This window comes from Actinomyces faecalis, from assembly GCF_013184985.2.
Lineage (GTDB): Bacteria > Actinomycetota > Actinomycetes > Actinomycetales > Actinomycetaceae > Actinomyces > Actinomyces faecalis.
The window spans coordinates 2627414-2646102 of sequence record NZ_CP063418.1 but is presented as its reverse complement, the minus strand read 5'-3'; the positions used below and the strand labels follow the sequence as shown (position 1 = coordinate 2646102).

Sequence of the window (18689 nt, the reverse complement as noted above, 5' to 3'; positions counted from 1 at the left end):
TTTGCGCTACACCAAAACCTGGCAGGATGCCGCCCGTGACTAGCTCGACCTACGCGACCGCACCCGCTGGCGCCGCTCCTGACTCCCAGACCTCCCAGACCTCTGAGGCCGCCTCCCGCCAGTGGTGGAAGGACGCCGTCGTCTACCAGATCTACCCGCGTTCCTTCGCGGACGCGGACGGCAACGGCATCGGCGACCTCGCCGGCATCACCAGCCGCGTGCCCTACCTGGCCCGCCTCGGCGTGGACGCCGTGTGGCTCTCGCCCTTCTACCCCTCCGCCCTGGCTGACGGCGGCTACGACGTCGACGACTACCGCGACGTCGCCCCGGAGATCGGGACGCTGGAGGACTTCGACACCATGGTCGCCGCGCTCCACGAGGTCGGGCTCCGGGTGATCGTGGACCTCGTGCCTAACCACACCTCCAACCGTCACGCCTGGTTCCGCGCGGCGCTGGCGGGTGGGCCAGACGCCCCCGAGCGCGGGCTCTACCACTTCTACGAGGGCCGAGGCGAGGGTGGCGTGGAGCCTCCCAACGACTGGCGCTCCCTCTTCGGCGGCCCCATCTGGGAGCGGGTCGAGGACCAGGCTGAGGACGGTACGCCCCTGACTGGACCGGGGACGGGGCGCCCCTACCAGTGGTACCTGCATATCTTCGCGCCCGAGCAGCCCGACCTGAACTGGGCCAACCCTGCGGTACGCAAGGACTTTGAGCACACGCTGCGCTTCTGGTGCGACCGCGGAGTCGACGGCTTCCGCGTGGACGTGGCTCACGGCATGACCAAGGACATGGAGCAGCTCGAGCGCCCCTTCGCGCAGATGCCCTACTGGCCGCTGCCGGATGACGGCTCCCACGCGCTCTTTGACCGCGACGAGGTCCACGAGGTCTACGCCCAGTGGCGTACCGTGCTGGACTCCTACGACCCGCCGCGCTTCGCCGTCGCCGAGGCTGGTGTCCACCCGGCCCGCCGTGCGCGCTACGTCGCCTCCATCGGGCAGGCCTTCAACTTCCAGCTCCAGGACGCTGACTTCACGGCCTCCTCCTACGCCTGGGCGATCGACGCCGGTCTGGCTGACGAGGCTGCCTGTGGCTCGACCACCTGGGTCCTGGGGTGCCACGACACCTTCCGGGTGGCCACGCGCTATGGATTCGACCCTGAGGAGAAGGTGGTCGAGCAGGTGCGTGCTGACCGCGACCAGGCCCATGACGCGGGAGCGGGCGCGGACGGTGCGCCGGCTGGCCGGCAGATGCGTCTGTCGCGCCTGTGGGTGCTGGCCGACGGCGAGTCCCCGGCTCAGGACGCCGGGCTGGGAGAGCGGCGGGCGCGGGCCGGTGCCCTGCTGATGATGGCGCTACCGGGGTGCATGTATATCTACCAGGGGGATGAGCTCGGTCTGCCCGAGGTGCCTGACATCCCGCAGGAGCGGCTGCAGGACCCCATCGCCTCGCGCAACCGCGAGGTGGAGAAGGGACGCGACGGCTGCCGGGTGCCGCTGCCCTGGACGGCTGAGGGGGCGAGCTACGGCTTCGGGCCCGACGGCGGGGCTGAGGCGCACCTGCCGCAGCCGGCAGGGTGGGGGAGCCACGCCGTCGACGTCGAGGAGGGGGACTCTGGCTCGACCCTGGTGCTGTACCGGCGTGGGCTGGCGCTGCGTCACCAGCTGTGGGGCGCGGCCAACCGGGAGCCACTAACCTGGTTGCGGCGCGACGAGCACGTCCTGGCGTTCGCGCGCGGTGGGGTCGAGTGCTGGACGGCCTTCGACCAGGACGCTGAGCTGCCGGTGGGTGAGGTTCTTGTGTCCAGCAACCCACGTCCTGGGGATGCCTGTGCAGGGCACGGCCGCGTACTGCCTGCGGCGACGACGGTCTGGATGTGTCGATCCTGAGGTGCTGCGATGCCGTCAGGCCTGTGCCGCCCCCTAACGCCCTCAGTGACCACGAATGCCCCGTCCGACCATCGTATTCACGCGAATTCGGTGGTCGGGTGGGGCGTTGGCGGTCGGGTGGGGCGTTGGCGGTCGGACTAGGCGGTGCTACCTCTGCAGGATCCCGAGCTCATCCAGAGCCTGTTCGACGGCGTCAAGAACCTCCTCGTTGGCGGCCTCGATGGTGTGGGTGTGCCAGCCGTCGGTGAGGGTGCATAGGGGAGAGGCATGTGGTGTGGTGCTCAGGCGCGCGAGGAAGTCCTCTAGGTCCTCCTGTGAGCGGATAAGGAGGTCAACGGTGATCTGTCCGTACAGGCCGTGCTCGATTGAGGTGTCCAGGACGCTCCCTCCGGCTGCCAGGATGGTGCGCAGCTCACGGGCGGCAGCTTCGTTGCTGTGGCGCACGGTGACTGAGCGCCTAGGTGCGTGGGACGGGCGTGCCAGGACATAGCCGCGATTGGTTGCCCGCACGGGGTGGCCTGCTGCCCGCAGGAGAGCGATATCGCCGACGACGATCTGGCGGGAGACTCCCATCTCCTCGCCGAGCACGGCGGCAGGTACCGGGGTGCTGGTCTGAGAGAGCCGGGTCAGGATCGCCGCGCGGCGCTGGGTGGCCTCCATAGTCCTTCCTCCTCGTGAGGCTCTGCGGCCCCGACTGTGGTGGGGCGCCTGGAACCTAGCACGGTGGTCGCACGCGGTCCGGGCAGGAGCGACACGCCGAGGGTGGGGGTGTGAGCAAGGCGAGTTCGCCCGTCTTGTCCCCAGGGTGGGGACAACGGTCGTGGGGGTGGCGGAGACGTCTGCGGGTGGAGCGCAGGAATTTGTGTCGGACCCTCGGGTGACGATGGTTCTGCCGTTTCGAGGACCTCCGGGAGGGGATCGGTGAGAGAGCGCTGGAAGGCGCTCGAAGCACTTGCCCACAGGGGTTGGAACGCTGTCCACAGGAAGGAAGGTTGTGATGCACAACGACACATCGGCCACATCATCTTGGGGTGATGGCGAGTTCCTACCCCAAGGGGTAGTGTCTTGCCTCGCGAGGCGCCCTTGCCCTCCCGCGAACTACATCCGTGTGCTTACACCGTTGGAATCCCACCAGGGTGCCCCTCAGTCAGGCTTGCGGAACCATCGTGACCACCCGTCCACACCAGAGCCAGGAAGTGACTGACATGGCGATCACCGTCTACAGCAAGCCCAACTGCGTCCAGTGCAACGCCACCTACCGCGCCCTGGACAAGGCTGGCCTGGAGTACTCCACGGTGGACATCTCCGTGGACGCCGAGGCTCTGGAGCAGGTCAAGGCCCTCGGCTACGCCCAGGCGCCGGTCGTCATGGCCGGTGAGGACCACTGGTCAGGCTTCCGCCCGGACAAGATCAAGGCTCTGGCTACCGCTGTCGAGGCTGTCGCGATCTGAGCCGGGGCGACTCGCAGCCGTGAGCCTCTCGACCACCCAGAACGAGGCTGCGTCGTCAGCCTCAGCCACCTCAGGGCCTGAGGCTGACGACGGCCCGTTCCTCGTCTACTTCTCCTCCACCTCGGAGAACACTCACCGCTTCGTCACCAAGCTGGGCTATCCGAGCGCACGGATCCCGCTGCGCCCACAGGACGAGCCGCTGACGGTGGAGCGCGAGTACGTGCTTGTCGTCCCCACCTACGGGGGTGGCAGCATCCGTGGTGCTGTCCCCAAGCAGGTCATCAAGTTCCTCAACAACGAGGACAACCGCATGCTGTGCCGGGGAGTCATCTCCTCGGGCAACACCAACTTCGGCGAGGCCTACTGCCTCGCCGGAGACATCATCTCCGCCAAGCTCAAGGTGCCGTTCCTGTACCGCTACGAGCTTCTTGGCACCCCCACCGACGTCGCACGCGTCACAGAAGGATTGGACACGTTTTGGCAGACACGCTGACGGACACTGGCTCTGAGACGGTTGACCCGAGCCTCGACTACCACGCCCTCAACGCCAAGCTGAACCTCTACGACGCGAACGGCCAGATCCAGTTCGACGCCGACCATGAGGCCGCGCGTCAGTACTTCCTCCAGCACGTCAACCAGAACACCGTCTTCTTCCACGACCTGGAGGAGAAGCTGGAGTACCTGGTCGAGGAGGGCTACTACGAGGGCCACATCCTGGACAGGTACTCCCCGGACTTCGTCAAGAAGGCCTTCAAGGCCGCCTACGCGCACAAGTTCCGTTTCCAGACCTTTCTGGGTGCCTTCAAGTACTACACCTCGTACACGCTCAAGACCTTCGACGGCAAGCGCTACCTGGAGCGCTTCGAGGACCGTGTGTCGATGGTGGCCCTCGCTCTTGCCGACGGCGACGAGCAGCTCGCGCTCGACCTCATCGAGGAGATGATGACCGGTCGCTTCCAGCCGGCGACCCCGACCTTCCTCAACGAGGGCAAGGCCCAGCGCGGTGAGCCTGTCTCCTGCTTCCTCGTCCGTATCGAGGACAACATGGAGTCCATCGCGCGCGGCATCAACTCTGCGCTCCAGCTGTCCAAGCGTGGCGGCGGCGTGGCCCTGCTGCTGACCAACCTGCGTGAGATGGGCGCGCCTATCAAGCGGATCCAGAACCAGTCCAGCGGCGTCGTGCCGGTCATGAAGCTGCTGGAGGACTCCTTCTCCTACGCCAACCAGCTCGGTGCCCGTCAGGGTGCGGGAGCGGTGTACCTGCACGCCCACCACCCGGACATCATGCGGTTCCTGGACACCAAGCGTGAGAACGCGGACGAGAAGATCCGCATCAAGACCCTCTCGCTGGGCGTGGTCATCCCGGACATCACCTTCGAGCTGGCCAAGAACAGGGAGCCGATGTACCTGTTCAGCCCCTACGACGTCGAGCGCGTCTACGGGGTGCCCTTCTCCGACATCTCGGTGACGGAGAAGTACCGGGAGATGGTGGACGACCCGCGTATCCACAAGACGCGTATCGACGCGCGCCAGTTCTTCCAGACCCTGGCTGAGATCCAGTTCGAGTCCGGCTACCCGTACGTCATGTTCGAGGACACGGTCAACAGGGCCAACCCCATCAAGGGCAAGGTCATCATGTCCAACCTGTGCTCGGAGATCCTTCAGGTCTCCGAGGCCTCCACGCTCAACGAGGACCTGTCCTTCGAGCACGTGGGCAAGGACATCTCCTGCAACCTGGGCTCCCTCAACATCGCCAAGACGATGGACTCCCCGGACTTCATGCGCACCATCCGCACCGCCGTGCGAGGGCTGACCGCGGTCTCGGACCAGGTGGACCTGCCCTCGGTGCCCTCCATCAACCGTGGTAACCACGAGTCCCACGCCATCGGCCTGGGCCAGATGAACCTGCACGGCTACCTGGCTCGCGAGCACATCTTCTACGGGTCCGAGGAGGGCCTGGACTTCACCAACGTCTACTTCGCCTGCGTGCTCTACGCGGCCCTCACCGCGACCAACGAGCTGGCGGTGGAGCGCGGGGAGTCCTTCGTGGGCTTTGAGGACTCGGACTACTACTCCGGCACGTTCTTCGAGAAGTACACCACCCAGGACTTCGTGCCGGTGACGGACAAGGTCAAGGAGCTCTTCGAGCGCTCCTCGATCACCGTCCCCACCCGTGAGGACTGGGCTGCCCTGGCCAAGCGGATCCACGAGACCGGTATGTACAACCGCAACCTCCAGGCGGTGCCGCCTACCGGCTCGATCTCCTACATCAACAACTCGACCTCCTCGATCCACCCGATCGTGGCCAAGATCGAGATCCGTAAGGAGGGCAAGATCGGGCGTGTCTACTACCCGGCGCCCTACATGACCAACGAGAACGTGGAGTACTACCAGGACGCCTACGAGATCGGCCCCGAGAAGATCATCGACACCTATGCCGTGGCCACCCAGCACGTGGACCAGGGGCTGAGCCTGACGCTCTTCTTCCCGGACACCGCGACCACGCGAGACGTCAACAAGGCCCAGATCTACGCCTGGCGCAAGGGCATCAAGACCCTCTACTACATCCGTCTGCGCCAGGCCGCGCTCACGGGTACCGAGGTCGAGGGCTGCGTGTCCTGCATGCTCTGATCCGGAGAGCAGTCCGGAGCCGACGACGGCGGGGCTCACCTTCTCCGGGAAGGTGAGCCCCGCCGTCGTCATCAGCATCTGCAGGCGGCTCGGGGATCCTGAGTGAGCCTCCGGCTGCCTGCCGTCCCAGGGGCGCTCCTGACGCTCGGCGGTGCGGGCGCTGGCCCCCTCAAAGACGGCAGAGGAGCCCGTTCCTCAGTCTGTTCTGTCGTCGGCCACCTGATGGTTGTCTCCTGACTGGCTCAGTTCTGCTCGGTCTCCTCCGAGCGCCACACCACGTCGCAGCGATCAGCGCACGAGGCCACGACCCGGCTGTTGGGGACGTCGACAGCGCGCACCCAGTGGGCGGCGTCGACGTGCGAGCGGCCGAAGTCCTTGTGTCGGCGTATGAGGCGGGAGATGAGGTCGTGCTCGGGGACCTCAAGCATGATGAGGAGGTCGATGCGCTTGCGAGCCTCCTCCCATCCGTGGGAGTCCAGGGCCAGGTAGCTGCCCTCGGTGACGACGACGCCGGGCCCGGACACCCGCGTGCCTGCGGCCACGGGCTCGTGCAGGTCGCGTCGGTAGACGGGGGCGAGGACCTCAGTCGGACCGTGAGGCCCTGTCAGGCGCACCCTGTCGAGGAGCGCCAGGTAGCCGGCCACGTCAAAGGTGTCCGGCGCCCCCTTGCGTCCGTGACGGCCCAGCTCGTCCAGAACCGTGTTGGACATGTGAAAGCCGTCCATGGGGACCTCACCGGCCAACAGGCCACGGTTCGCCAGCTCACTGGCCAGGAGCCGGGCCAGTGTGGACTTCCCTGACCCTGGGCCCCCGGTAAGGCCGACGACGACACGGCTGGCGCCGTCGTCGAGCATGGCTTCCAGCCGGGTGACAGTCTCAGGAAGCCGGGGAGCGAAGGCGGAGGAGCTGCTCATGGGCCTCAGTATGAGGGGCGTGCGGCTGAGAGGGGCCCAAGCGGGTGGGCGCGTGACGGTGGCCCCGTGAGGTGACCGGCACAGGTGAGATTTGCCGGGCCGGGTCGGGGCGGCCCGTTCCTGTCGGTACCGGTCGGTAGCATGAGACCACGCCCGCACCACCACGGAGGAAGCTCATGCCGGAGCCGATCAAGCTCATCGACCGCGTCCAGGCGATCAACTGGAACCGTCTCGTTGACGACAAGGACCTGGAGGTCTGGGACCGTCTGACCGGTAACTTCTGGTTGCCGGAGAAGGTGCCGCTGTCCAACGACGTCCAGTCCTGGGCCACCCTCAACGAGGCCGAGAAGACGATGACGACGCGAGTCTTTACCGGTCTGACGCTTCTGGACACCATCCAGGGCACGGTGGGCGCCGTCTCGCTCATCCCGGACGCGCGCACGCCCCACGAGGAGGCCGTGTACACCAACATCGCCTTCATGGAGTCGGTGCACGCGCGCTCCTACTCCTCGATCTTCTCCACGCTGATCTCTACCGCGGAGATCGACGAGGCCTTCCGGTGGAGCGAGGAGAACGAGAACCTCCAGCGCAAGGCCAAGATCGTCCTGGACTACTACCGCGGTGACGACCCGGAGAAGCGCAAGGTCGCCTCGACCATGCTGGAGTCCTTCCTCTTCTACTCCGGCTTCTACGCCCCCATGTACTGGTCCAGCCACGCCAAGCTCACCAACACGGCTGACCTCATCCGCCTCATCATCCGCGACGAGGCCGTGCACGGCTACTACATCGGCTACAAGTACCAGCTGGCCGTGCGCGAGTCCTCCCCGGAGCGCCAGGCAGAGCTCAAGGACTACACCTTTGACCTGCTCATGGAGCTGTACGACAACGAGGAGCAGTACACCGAGGACCTCTACGACGAGCTCGGCCTGACTGAGGACGTCAAGAAGTTCCTGCGCTACAACGCCAACAAGGCTCTGATGAACCTGGGCTACGAGGCGCTCTTCCCGGCTGACGCCGTGGACGTCAACCCCGCGATTCTCGCCTCGTTGTCCCCTAACGCGGACGAGAACCACGACTTCTTCTCCGGCTCCGGCTCCTCCTACGTCATCGGCACGGCCGAGGCCACCGAGGACGAGGACTGGGACTTCTGACGCTCGACTGAGCCGATCCTGCAAGGCGTGTGTGCTCCCCGAGCGTAAGTGCTCGGGGAGCACACACGTCCTGTGATGCCTGAGAAAGAGCTGTTGTGCGGCATCTCGACCACGTTGATGACTGACAAGTGCCACTTGTGTTCAATCATGGGCGTGTTGATGACTGACAAATGCCACTTGTCAGTCATCAATGGTCGGGTCGTTACCGTGAAGTGCTGGAAGGGGAATATATGGATCTGACGATGTTCTCCAACCCTGCTATGGGGGAACTCGTCGATATCAGTGGGTCGGACCTACGGGGTTCATGGACGCACAAGGCCTTTGTCCCCGCACCACTGGGGATGGACGAGCCTATGTTGTCCGGTGCGACCTATCGAGCCGTGGCCGCTGCGGGTCGTGCGCTTGCCGCGCTGGATGCCACGGCCCGCCAGCTGCCCAACCCGTATCTGTTGCGCACGCCGTCGCTTCGACGCGAAGCATAGTCTACCTCGGCGTTAGAGGGGACCTATGCGTCGCTCGCAGATGTCCTCATCGCCGACGACGGCACTCCGGCGAGTCATGAGATGGTCGAGGTTCTGAACTACGTCGCGATGGCGGACAGCGGATTCTCCTGGGTCCAGGAAGGACGTCCGGTCACGCTTGGCTTTCTTGAGGACCTCCAGGGACGTCTCATGCGAGGAACCGACGTTGAAGTGGAGTCTGGGCGGCTTCGCACGGGGCAGGTAGTCATTGGACGACGTGACATCAGAGACCCCCGTGCTCCCCTGATCGAGAGCGCGCGTTTTGTGCCCGCACCGCCGGGAGACCAGTTGCGCGCCGGAGTCAGGCAGCTCTTGGATTGGATGGCACGTGAGCACACGGCAAGTATCGACCCGGTGGTTGCCGCAGGGATGGCCCACTACCAATTTGAGACTCTCCACCCGTTCCGGGACGGCAACGGCCGACTGGGACGCTACCTTATTGTCCTGTCATTGTTGCATGAGGGGGTTCTGAGTGAGCCCACCTTGGCGGTCTCCCCGTGGTTCGAGGCCTGCCGGACGGAGTACTACGACTCACTCCTGGCGGTCTCGACTGATGGAGACTGGGACCGTTTCCTGTCGTTCTTCGCGCAAGGGCTTACTGAGGCGGCGACAACCACACGTCGGCAGATGCTCGCCCTGGCCAAGGTCCAGGAGCGTATGAAGGAGCAGATTGCGGGGTCTCCGCTTCGTTCAGCCCAGGCGCCTGCGCTGGTGGACATCGCGGTTGCTAACCCGACCTTCACGGTCAAGAGGGTGGAGGAGGCTCTGCATCTGTCCTACAGCCGAGCGAATGGCCTGGTCGCTCAGCTGGTTGATCTGGGCATGCTCACGGCGATCGAGGGGGCCGGGAGGCAGCCCAGACGTTTCGTGGCGCCTGAGGTGCTGGACGTCCTGCTGAAGGAGGCCTGACACTCGTCAGCCCGTAGGCTTGCGGCTATGAGTGAGTACTTCGTGGGTCAGGCGGATCAGGGCGGGGCTCAGGACACGGTGGAGCCCGCGATCCCCGGCCTGCCGCCGCAGGACGACGCCGACGGCCAAGGCTCCTGCGCGGACGGGCTGCCCGAGGGCCCGGAGCACGTGCGCTTCGGTGTGCCCTTCAACGGTGTCGTCCCGATCTGGCACGACGGCACCCAGATCACCTGGCACCGCTCTCTGGACGGCACTGACCTCGCCCAGGTCCTGGGTCTGGGCCACGTCGAGACCGAGGCCGGACCCTCGCCCGTGCCACAGGGGTGGAGCGAGCGGGTCGAGACCGGAACGCTCCTTCCTCCCACCGTACCTGATGCTGATTCGTCTCCCGTGCCGGACGACGACGCAGCCGCAGCGTCAGGAGCGGAGGCTGGCTCCGCCGTCGGTCCGGTCCTGACGCTGCGTGCTGCTACGCCGTCGGGCCGACGGGCTGTTAACGACCCTGGCTCCGGGGCTTCTGTGCCCCTGTCGGAGGCGCTGAGCATCCAGGAGGCCATGGGGGAGACGGCCGGCGACTTTGACATCACCGGGTTCTCGGTCCATATCGCGCGGCTCATGCTGCGTGCGGCGCGTGACCGCGCCATCCTCCTGCTCACGCTCCGGGCGCCTGACGATCCTGAGGCGCACCACCTGCTGTCGGCACCTAGTGAGGTCGATGACGACGGTGTGCTGCACTTTCACCTCGGCACCCTGCTGGAGGTGGAGGGCGGTGCGTGGGAGCGGGCGCAGCACTCCGGGGGGATGGCGCTGCTCGACCTGGATGTGCCCTACTCCAGCCTCCTGGCGGAGGCCGAGGAAGGCGGCGACCAGGGAGAGCCGTCCCAGCAGGGTCTGGACGTCGAGAGGCTGATCGCTATGGCGCAGCCCGTCGTTGACGTGATCCTCCAGCCCGGTTTCCCCTTTGCCCTGGGCTGCTCCTTCATCATCCCGGACGGACACGTCACCGACTGAGGCTGTTGCGAGCCCGGAAGTCAGAGCCCTTGGGTCAAAAGTCATGCGCCGAGCCCCAGGGTGAGGGATCATCTTCTTATGCTGACCGTCACTCAGAACGTCGAGTACCAGGGCGGCTATGCCGTCACCCGTACTGGCGGGGCACGCAAACCCTTCCCCTTCCTGATCTCCACCATGCTCGCCGGCGCCTACATCGGGATCGCCGACGTCTTCATGTTCACCGCCGCAGGCCCCATGAAGGAGGCCGGTGATCCCTGGGCCCCCCTCGTGGGCGGGCTCGTCTTTGGTATCGGCCTCATCCTGTGCGTCTTCGCCGGAGGCGAGCTGGCCACCAGCGCCATGATGACCTTCACGATCGGTGGGGCGCGCAAAACCATCACCTGGGCCAAGGGTGCCGGCGTCCTGCTGTTCATGCTCGTGGGCAACCTCCTGGGATCGATTGTCCTGGCCTACCTGGTTCATCTAGCCGGGGTGCTCGGGCCCGAGACGGCGGGCGGTGCGATGCTGGCTGCTGCCGTGCTCAACAAGGGCAGTCACTACACCGCGATCCAGCTCTTCACGCGCGGCATCATGTGTAATGTGCTGGTGTGCCTGGCGATCTGGTGCGTCACCCGATCCACCAGTGAGGTGGCCAAGATGATCGCCATGGCATGGTGCCTGGCTGCCTTCGTGACCTCTGGCTTCGAGCACGTCGTGGCCAATATGACCACCTTCGCCCTAGGAATCTTCGAGGGCGTCGACGGCGGCACCCTGGCTGCGGCAGCCCGCAACATCCTCATCGTGGGAGCCGGAAACATCGTGGGCGGGGCGGTCTTCGTAGCCCTGGCCTACTTGGCTGCCCACAAGATCGAGGAGGGCGGTGCGCAGGCGCGTGCGGAGCAGGAGCAGAGCCGGAAGGAGGCCGCCACGACCTCGTGAGCCCCGTAGCCGACCGCGCCTGCGGGCACAGCAGGCCTGAGGCGATGACCACCTCGTAAGACGCCACGTGTATGTGACGTCTCATACATTGCGTGTCTCGACCGCCTGGCCTCCAACCAAGGATTCCCTGTGTCTCCAGCGAAAAGCTGGAGACACAGGGAATCGTTCTTACTCCTATCCCGCCGTAGAAGCGGCACAGAGAACCACGACCGCACTTGACAAGCCTCAGGTCGTTTCTGCCTACACTGCGGCCACCTCGCGGTATCTGGCCGCGCCCCACCAAAGGACCTGACATGACGTGCACCGATCGCCTCTCCCAGGCGCTTCCGCGTGACGCTCGTGCTGCCCAGGTCCGTGCCCTCGGCCTGCCGATGGCCTGTTGTCGCTGCTGTATGCCCAAGGGCGTCCGCGCAGCTGGCAGCCACCACCGCTGAGAGGGTTACTCTCACTGACGGCTCACATCCATTCGCGCGGGCGTCCCCTCCCACCAGGGCCGTGCGTGCTGTCGTACCTGGCGCCACGGCCACCAGCCCGGGACATGAGGACCAACCGTGAGCGCAGCCGCCACCCCCACCCTGACAGCGATTGACCATGACGTCGCGACGACGTCGACCCCTACCCCGGGTGTTGCCACCCGCGAGAACCAAGACGCGCGGGAGCAGCGCAGCCAGCGGCGCCAGCACCTGGCACGTCTCCTGGCTGGGCGCACCATCCAGGCGGTGGTCGTGGTCTGGCTCGCAGTCACCCTCACCTTCATCGGCATCCACCTCGCCCCCGGCGACACGGTGGACACCCTCCTGGGGCTGGAGCGCAACGATCCTGAGCTGCGCTCACGCGTCATCGCCGAGTGGGGGCTGGACCGCCCCGTCCTCGTCCAGTACCTGGCGTACCTCGGTGGCCTTCTCCGTGGGGACTTCGGTATCTCCTACGTCCAGAACCGTCCCGTTGTAGAGATCTTCTCCTCCCAGATCGGTGCCACCCTCCAGCTCGCTGGGGCCGCGCTGCTGATCGCCGTCGTGATTGCTTTGTTGCTGTCCCTGAGCCTGTCGGGACGCCGTGGCCTCCTGCGTCGGGTGGCCGGCGCCCTGGAGCTGATGATCCTGTCCGTGCCGAGCTTCTGGCTGGGCCTGCTCCTGCTGACGCTCTTCTCCTTCCAGCTGCGCTGGTTCCCTGTGGTTGGCACGGACGGCCTGCGTGCCCTGGTCCTGCCGGCTCTGGCCATTGGTGTGCCGACCGGTGCCTACCTCACCCAGGTCCTGCGCGAGGACCTCGACGCCGAGCTGGCGGCTCCCTACGTCCTGACCTCCCGCTCCCGAGGCGCCTCGGTGGCCCGCGTCAAGATTGTCCATGCGCTGCGTCACGCCTGTCTGCCAGCCCTGACGATCGGTGGTCTCATCGTGGGCGGACTGCTGGGCGGGGCGGCGATCACCGAGCAGGTCTTTGGCCGCTCCGGCCTGGGTCATATCGCGGTGGCGGCGGTCCACTCCCAGGATGTCCCCGTCATCCTCGGCCTGTCCTTCTTCGCCTCGGCGGTGTTCGTCATCGCCTCGACCGTGGTGGACCTGGTCGCGTTGTGGATCGACCCGCGAATGCGTCGGCGCCGCTGAGCACGACGGCGCAGCCTCCTGAAGCTGGCGTCCCGCCCTGTCTGCACCTCTACCCACCGGCGTCCTTGCCGCTGCCACCCCTGTCACGACCCCCTCCCTGAGCACACGTGCCACTGAAAGACGATCATGACAACAACAACGATCCGCCCCACCTCACCACTGATCGCCGTGAGCCTGGCCCACTCACCAGAGCTGGCCGATCACCTCCGACGGCTCGCACGTCACCGGCCGCGTCCCTCCACCGTTCTGGCGGCAGCGGTCCTGGGCGTCGTCGTCCTGGCCGCTGTGGTTCCCTCACTGTTCACCTCGACCGACCCGTTGACCACGGACCCGCTGCGGCTCAACCATCCTCCCTCGGCCGAGCACCTCCTGGGGACCGACTACCTGGGACGCGATCTGCTCAGCCGTATTGTCTACGGCGCGCGTTACTCGCTGACCATCGGTGTCACGGCGACGCTGGTTGCTGTGAGTATCGGCCTCGTCGTCGGACTGGTTGCCGGTATCGCGGGCGGACGGGTCGATACCCTGCTCTCCCGCCTCATTGACGTCCTGGCATCCTTCCCCTCTATCCTCCTAGCCCTGGTGGTCATTGGCATCACGGGGGCAGGTATTGGCAACCTCGCTGTCACCCTCGGCATTGCCACCGTGCCCACCTACGCCAGGGTTGTACGTACGCAGACCCGGCGCGTGGTCGCCTCCGAGTACGTCGCCCAGGCACGTAGCTTCGGCCTGCCCTCCCTGCCCCTCGTCCTTCGTCACGTACTGCCGAACTCCCTGGGGGTCCTCCCAGTGATCGCCACGATCGAGCTGGGCTCGGCAATTATCGGCGCGGCTTCCCTGTCCTTCCTCGGTCTGGGACCTCAACCGCCTACGCCGGAGTGGGGCGCGATCCTCGCTGACGCCCGCGACTTCCTCCAGATCGCTCCCTGGACCGGGATCGTCGCAGGACTCGTCCTGACCGCCACCGTCGTCTCCGCCAACGTTCTGGGTCGCGCCTTCAAGACAGCCTATGAGAGGAGGACCGCATGAGCGCCGTCACCACCCCGGCACACGTGCCCACCCTGCCTGCCCGTGAGCCAGGAAGCGGGGCAGACGCCTTGCCGTGGGCTGGACAGCAGAGTACGGACGCGAGGCTCAGCCCCCATCCCCTGGTCGTGGTTCGCGACCTGTCCGTCTCCTTCGATCCGCCGAGCCGAGGCTGGAGCCGGCGTCGTCAGCATCAGCACCAGGGCCTGCGGGCCCATGAGGTGGTCGACGCCGTGCGCGGTCTCAACCTGACGATCCTGCCTGGCCAGGCCATCGGCATCGTCGGTGAGTCTGGATCAGGAAAGTCCGTCACCGCACGCACGCTGGTGGGCCTGACCTCAGGACGCAGCAGGATCACAGCTGCCCAGCTGGAGGTGATGGGCCACGATGCTGCCGCCCTCAGTGACCGGCAGTGGCGTACCATCCGCGGGCGCCGTATCGGACTGGTTCTCCAAGACGCCCTGACGAGCCTCGACCCTCTGCGGACGGTGGGCCAGGAAATCACGGAGACCCTGCGGCTGACCGGTGTCCTTAACGAGGAGCGCGAGGCTGCGGGACGCCGCCCACTTGGTGGCGCTGCTCTGCGCGCGGCAGAGCGTGAGCGGGCGATCGCCCTGCTGGAGGAGGTCGGCGTGCCCGATCCTGAGCTGAGGGTTGACCAGTACCCGCATGAGTTGTCGGGAGGCCTGCGTCAGCGTGCCCTCATCGCCTCGGCCATCGCCGGTAAGCCAGACCTCATCATCGCTGATGAGCCCACCACCGCCCTGGACGTCACGGTCCAGGCCCAGGTCCTGGAGGTACTGGCGGACCGGCGTGAGGCAGGGGCGGCGCTCCTGCTCATCTCACACGACCTGGCCGTCGTCGGGCAGGTGTGCGATCAGGTCCTGGTCATGAAGGACGGCGAGGTGGTGGAGGCCGGCCCGAGCCACGAGGTCCTCACCCGCCCCTCCCACCCCTACACCCGCCGCCTGCTTGCTGCCGTTCCCTCAGCCTCCTCCCGTGGGACCCTGCTTGCCTCAGGCGAGCGTGAGCCGCAGCGCGCTCCCATCGACCGCGCAGCCAGCCCGGTCCTGGCTGCGGCGGGTCTGTCCAAGTCTTTTGCTGGGCCTGCCGGGACACGGCGCCAGGCGGTGCGGGATGTGGACGTGGAGGTCCTGCCCGGCCAGACGCTCGGGATCGTTGGTGAGTCCGGGTCCGGGAAGTCCACCCTGGCACGCCTGCTCATCGCCCTGGCACCTGCCGACTCCGGCACCGTCACCCTCGACGGCGAGCCCTGGGTACCGCTCGCTGAACAGCAGCGGCGTGCGCGCCGTCCCCGCATCCAGATCATCAGCCAGGACCCACTGAGCTCCTTCGACCCGCGTTACAGCGTCCGCGAGGTAATCAGCGAGCCCCTACGCGTCGCGGCGGGCCGGCATGGGGTCCCGTCCCCGGGCACCCGACTGACACGTCACGAGATTGCGCACAAGGTCCAGGAGGCGGCCCGACTCGTTGGGCTTCCAGCGAGCCGACTGGAGGCCAGTCCGCGGGAGCTCTCTGGTGGACAGCGCCAGCGCGTGGCGATCGCCCGGGCCCTGGTCAGCGAGCCGGACGTCATCATCGCCGACGAGGCGGTCTCGGCCCTTGATGTCTCCATCCAGGCCCAGATCCTCGACCTCCTGGTGCATCTGCGTGCCCGTACGGGTGCCGCCATCGTGTTCATCAGCCACGATCTCGGCGTCATCCACCACCTGGCAGATGACGTCCTGGTGATGAAGGACGGCCAGGTTGTTGAGAGCGGAGAGGTGGATGAAGTCTTCCACCACCCGCAGCACCCCTACACCAAGCGGCTGCTGGCCGCTCTTCCCCAGCTACCTGAGGAGCAACGATGACCAGCACAGTCCTGGAACCTGCACCTGCACCCGCCGCCCACCTGCCTGTCACACTGCGCCGTGCTGAGCCCAGCGAGTACGAGGAGGTACGGGCCCTGCTGCTCGAGGCCTTCACCTCCCGCTTCTGGATCACCCCCGGCTACCGGGCCAACCTGTGTGACATTGAGGGGCACCTGGAGCAAGGGGAGGATCTTTACCTCGCTATTGAGGTGCGTGCCACCCATGTGGGCCAGGGCCGGGGAGAAGAAATCCTGGGTGCCGTCTTCATCCCACGCACCGTGCAGGCCGGCCCTGATGGTGAGCTGGAACAGTCCTTCGGGCGTCTTGCGGTCAGAGCCAGTGCTGGTGGCCGTGGTGTGGCCCGAGCACTACTGGAGCACGTGGAGCAGCTCGCTCAGGCGCGCGGTGCCACCCGGATCGCTATCCACTCCGGCCCCCAGATGCACGGCGCCCATCGCATGTACGAGCACCTGGGCTACATCCGCCGTCCGGAGCGCGAGGACCGAATTGTCGACTCTGGTCAACGGCTGCTGGTCTACACCCGGCAGCTGGGGCAGGAGGCCGCGGCCTGGCGAGCAGCACGCGCGTCCACGGCGCTCGCCGACGCTGAAAGCCTGGCAGGTGACAGGCGCCGCGAGTCTGACCGGCAGGATGCTGAAGACGAGCACCGGCTCAAGCGTCTCAATCAGTACCTGGGCTCCTCCCGCTACCTGGAGGGACCCCGGCCCACTGCCGCAGATAGCCGGCTCCTGGCCGCCCTGCTTCAGGACTATGGCCCGGACCCGAGCCCGCTGACCCACTATCCCCAGCTGTGGGCCTACGCCCGAGACCTGCTTGCGTGTCCTGGCCAGGTCACGGCTGAGCAGCTGGTCGACAGCGGCGTGCTTACCGGCGCGGACGGTCGTTACGCCGCACGTGTGCAGCCAGAGCACAACCCACTTGCCCTGTGGAGCGAGCCTGCCCACCGCGACTACCTGTCCACCGGCCTGGCTACCGAGTGATACCGGCGGCGGCTTCGCCGTCGACCCCTGACCCTGACACCTCATACTCCAAGGAGAACCACCATGTCCCTCAACCGCCGCAGCTTCCTGCAGCTGTCTGCCCTGTCCACCATCACCGCCGCAGGTCTGAGCGCATGCGGATCCCCCTCCTCCAGCACCAGCGTGGCTGTAACCACTCCGGTCACAGGCGGGACACTGCGGCTGGGCTACGAGACCGAGCCGGCGACTCTCAACCCCCAGCTCTCCAGCCAGGACACCGTGGCACCACTGCTGCGCAACGCCTTTGACTCCTACCTCTACCGCGATGAGGAGGGGGTCTACCACCCGTGGCTCGCTGAGTCCTACGAGGTGAGTGAGGACGGCCTGAACGTCACCCTTGTGCTCAAGGAGGGCGTCACCTTCTCTGACGGCAGCGCCCTGGATGCCGACGCCGTCCTGGCAAACTTTGACAAGCTCGCTCAGTCTGACTACACCGCTACTAACTCCGTGGGCCGCTCCAACCTCACCGGCTGGGCCAAGGGGGAGGACGAGCGCACCGTCATCTTCACGTTGTCCCAGCCGGACAATCTCTTCATCGCCTACCTCTCGGCCTTGGGATCGACCCCGTTGAGCCCGGCCTCGCTGGACGATGGTGGCCTCAAGGGTGGTGGTCCGACGATCGCCGGGACCGGTCCCTTCACCATCACCGCCTACCAGCAGGGATCGAGCCTGACTTTCTCCAAGCGTGAGGACTACAACTGGGCTCCGGAGGCACTCACTGGCCGCAACGGGGCCGCCTACCTGGACGGGATTGAGGTCTCCTTCCTCACCGAGGCCGCCACCCGCACCGGGGCGCTGCAGTCCGGGCAGGTGGACATGATCTACGGCGTACCCGCGCAAAACGTCAAGGGATTCAGTACTGGTGGATTCGCCTACGAGGAGGTCCTCAACTCCGGGACCCCTTACAGCCTCTACCTCAACGTCTCCAAGTCCCCTCTGGAGGACCTGCGCGTGCGCCAGGCCTTCCAGAAGGCGGTGGACCTGGACACCATCATCACCTCCATCTACTACGGCACTGCCAAGCGTGCCTGGTCATCACTGTCCCCCACCTCGTCCTTCTACAACCAGGAGCTGGAGGCAGGCTCAATCACGTATGACGTCGACGCCGCCAACGCCCTGCTTGACGAGGCTGGCTGGACTGGACGGGACGAGGAGGGTTTTAGGACCAAGGACGGAGAGCGCCTGACCGTGCGGCTCGTGTCTGGCGCGATCTATGTGCGCGACTCGCGTGACACCCTCAACCTCGCGATCGCTGATGCGATGAAGAAGAACGTGGGTATCAACTATGTCTTTGAACCGGTGGATTCCGGCACCGAGACTGAGCGAGCGGACGCAAACGACTACGAGGTCTTTGACAACACCTACAACTCGCCCGATCCGGCGCTGGCGCTAGACCTGCTCTACAACTCCGACCCTGCCAAGGGTGTCATCGCTCGGGGCCGCTACAACGACACCACGATTGACCAGTGGCTCAACAGCGCCCGCTCACAGACCAACCAGGAGCAGCGCGCACAGATCTATGACCAGTTCCAGACCTACACCGTCACGGAGCAGGCCTACCTTCTGCCGCTGTACGTTCCGCGCAACTCTCTGGCCTACTCCGACAAGGTTCAGGGCACGCTCGTGGACACCGGGTCGGGCAGCATCTTCAGCGCCTACAACATCTCTCTGGCCGGCTGAGCCAGGACCCTGCCCACCCTGCCCCTGCCACCCCCGGCAACACAGTCAACACTGTTCAGCTCCAAGGACGACA

At 66.2% G+C, this 18689-nt stretch carries 16 protein-coding genes; 14 read left to right on the top strand and 2 right to left on the bottom strand.

Features of this window, described 5'->3' with window-relative positions; genetic code table 11:
• Positions 1-26: 26 nt before the first annotated feature.
• Positions 27-1886 carry a glycoside hydrolase family 13 protein gene (locus tag HRL51_RS11350; RefSeq protein ID WP_172191876.1) on the top strand — a complete coding sequence of 620 codons (1860 nt, stop codon included), beginning with the start codon at positions 27-29 and terminating at the stop codon, positions 1884-1886.
• Between the two features lie 147 nt (positions 1887-2033).
• Here HRL51_RS11350 and HRL51_RS11345 read toward each other — a convergent pair whose 3' ends face one another.
• Positions 2034-2546, bottom strand: a complete 513-nt coding sequence (locus tag HRL51_RS11345; protein WP_172191874.1) for a transcription repressor NadR — start codon at positions 2544-2546, stop codon at positions 2034-2036.
• Positions 2547-3091: 545 nt separating this feature from the next.
• Here HRL51_RS11345 and nrdH point away from each other — a divergent pair.
• From nrdH to nrdE, 3 genes are read left to right on the top strand one after another with little or no spacing between them, the layout of a single operon-like run.
• Positions 3092-3337, top strand: a complete 246-nt coding sequence (nrdH, locus tag HRL51_RS11340; RefSeq protein ID WP_172191872.1) for a glutaredoxin-like protein NrdH — start codon at positions 3092-3094, stop codon at positions 3335-3337.
• Positions 3338-3356: 19 nt separating this feature from the next.
• Positions 3357-3830 carry a class Ib ribonucleoside-diphosphate reductase assembly flavoprotein NrdI gene (gene nrdI, locus HRL51_RS11335; RefSeq protein WP_172191870.1) on the top strand — a complete coding sequence of 158 codons (474 nt, stop codon included), beginning with the start codon at positions 3357-3359 and terminating at the stop codon, positions 3828-3830.
• Positions 3815-5968, top strand: a complete 2154-nt coding sequence (nrdE, locus tag HRL51_RS11330) for a class 1b ribonucleoside-diphosphate reductase subunit alpha (RefSeq protein ID WP_172191868.1) — start codon at positions 3815-3817, stop codon at positions 5966-5968. Before nrdI ends, nrdE begins: the two co-directional genes overlap by 16 nt.
• Positions 5969-6210: 242 nt before the next feature.
• Here the strand turns inward: nrdE and HRL51_RS11325 are convergent, their stop codons facing one another.
• A complete protein-coding gene (locus tag HRL51_RS11325; protein ID WP_172191866.1) occupies positions 6211-6882 on the bottom strand; it encodes a nucleoside/nucleotide kinase family protein in 672 nt (223 codons plus the stop codon).
• A gap of 176 nt (positions 6883-7058) precedes the next feature.
• Between HRL51_RS11325 and nrdF the strand changes: the two genes are divergently transcribed.
• The 10 genes from nrdF (at position 7059) to HRL51_RS11280 (ending at position 18616) form a co-directional block, all read left to right on the top strand.
• Complete coding sequence (nrdF, locus tag HRL51_RS11320; RefSeq protein WP_172121226.1) at positions 7059-8033, top strand: class 1b ribonucleoside-diphosphate reductase subunit beta; 975 nt, start codon at positions 7059-7061, stop codon at positions 8031-8033.
• A 170-nt stretch (positions 8034-8203) separates the two neighbouring features.
• Complete coding sequence (locus tag HRL51_RS11835) at positions 8204-8515, top strand: hypothetical protein (protein ID WP_244960183.1); 312 nt, start codon at positions 8204-8206, stop codon at positions 8513-8515.
• Between the two features lie 81 nt (positions 8516-8596).
• The gene (locus HRL51_RS11830) at positions 8597-9463 is read left to right on the top strand and encodes a Fic family protein (protein ID WP_342355650.1); all 867 of its coding nucleotides are present in this window, start codon (positions 8597-8599) and stop codon (positions 9461-9463) included.
• Between the two features lie 27 nt (positions 9464-9490).
• Positions 9491-10474 (top strand): hypothetical protein, encoded by a 984-nt coding sequence (locus HRL51_RS11310; protein WP_244960182.1) that lies wholly within the window; start codon positions 9491-9493, stop codon positions 10472-10474.
• Between the two features lie 78 nt (positions 10475-10552).
• Positions 10553-11392, top strand: a complete 840-nt coding sequence (locus HRL51_RS11305; RefSeq protein ID WP_172121227.1) for a formate/nitrite transporter family protein — start codon at positions 10553-10555, stop codon at positions 11390-11392.
• Positions 11393-11943: 551 nt separating this feature from the next.
• Positions 11944-12999: an ABC transporter permease gene (locus HRL51_RS11300; protein ID WP_172191864.1), complete on the top strand. Its 1056-nt coding sequence runs from the start codon at positions 11944-11946 to the stop codon at positions 12997-12999.
• 126 nt (positions 13000-13125) lie between these two features.
• Positions 13126-14028, top strand: coding sequence for an ABC transporter permease (locus tag HRL51_RS11295; protein ID WP_172121229.1), 903 nt, complete (start codon positions 13126-13128; stop codon positions 14026-14028).
• Entirely contained in the window at positions 14025-15896 is a 1872-nt protein-coding gene (locus tag HRL51_RS11290) for a dipeptide ABC transporter ATP-binding protein (protein ID WP_172191862.1), read from the top strand. Before HRL51_RS11295 ends, HRL51_RS11290 begins: the two co-directional genes overlap by 4 nt.
• Entirely contained in the window at positions 15893-16897 is a 1005-nt protein-coding gene (locus tag HRL51_RS11285; protein WP_172121231.1) for a GNAT family N-acetyltransferase, read from the top strand. Before HRL51_RS11290 ends, HRL51_RS11285 begins: the two co-directional genes overlap by 4 nt.
• Before the next feature lie 63 nt (positions 16898-16960).
• A complete protein-coding gene (locus HRL51_RS11280; protein WP_172191860.1) occupies positions 16961-18616 on the top strand; it encodes an ABC transporter substrate-binding protein in 1656 nt (551 codons plus the stop codon).
• Positions 18617-18689: the final 73 nt, after the last annotated feature.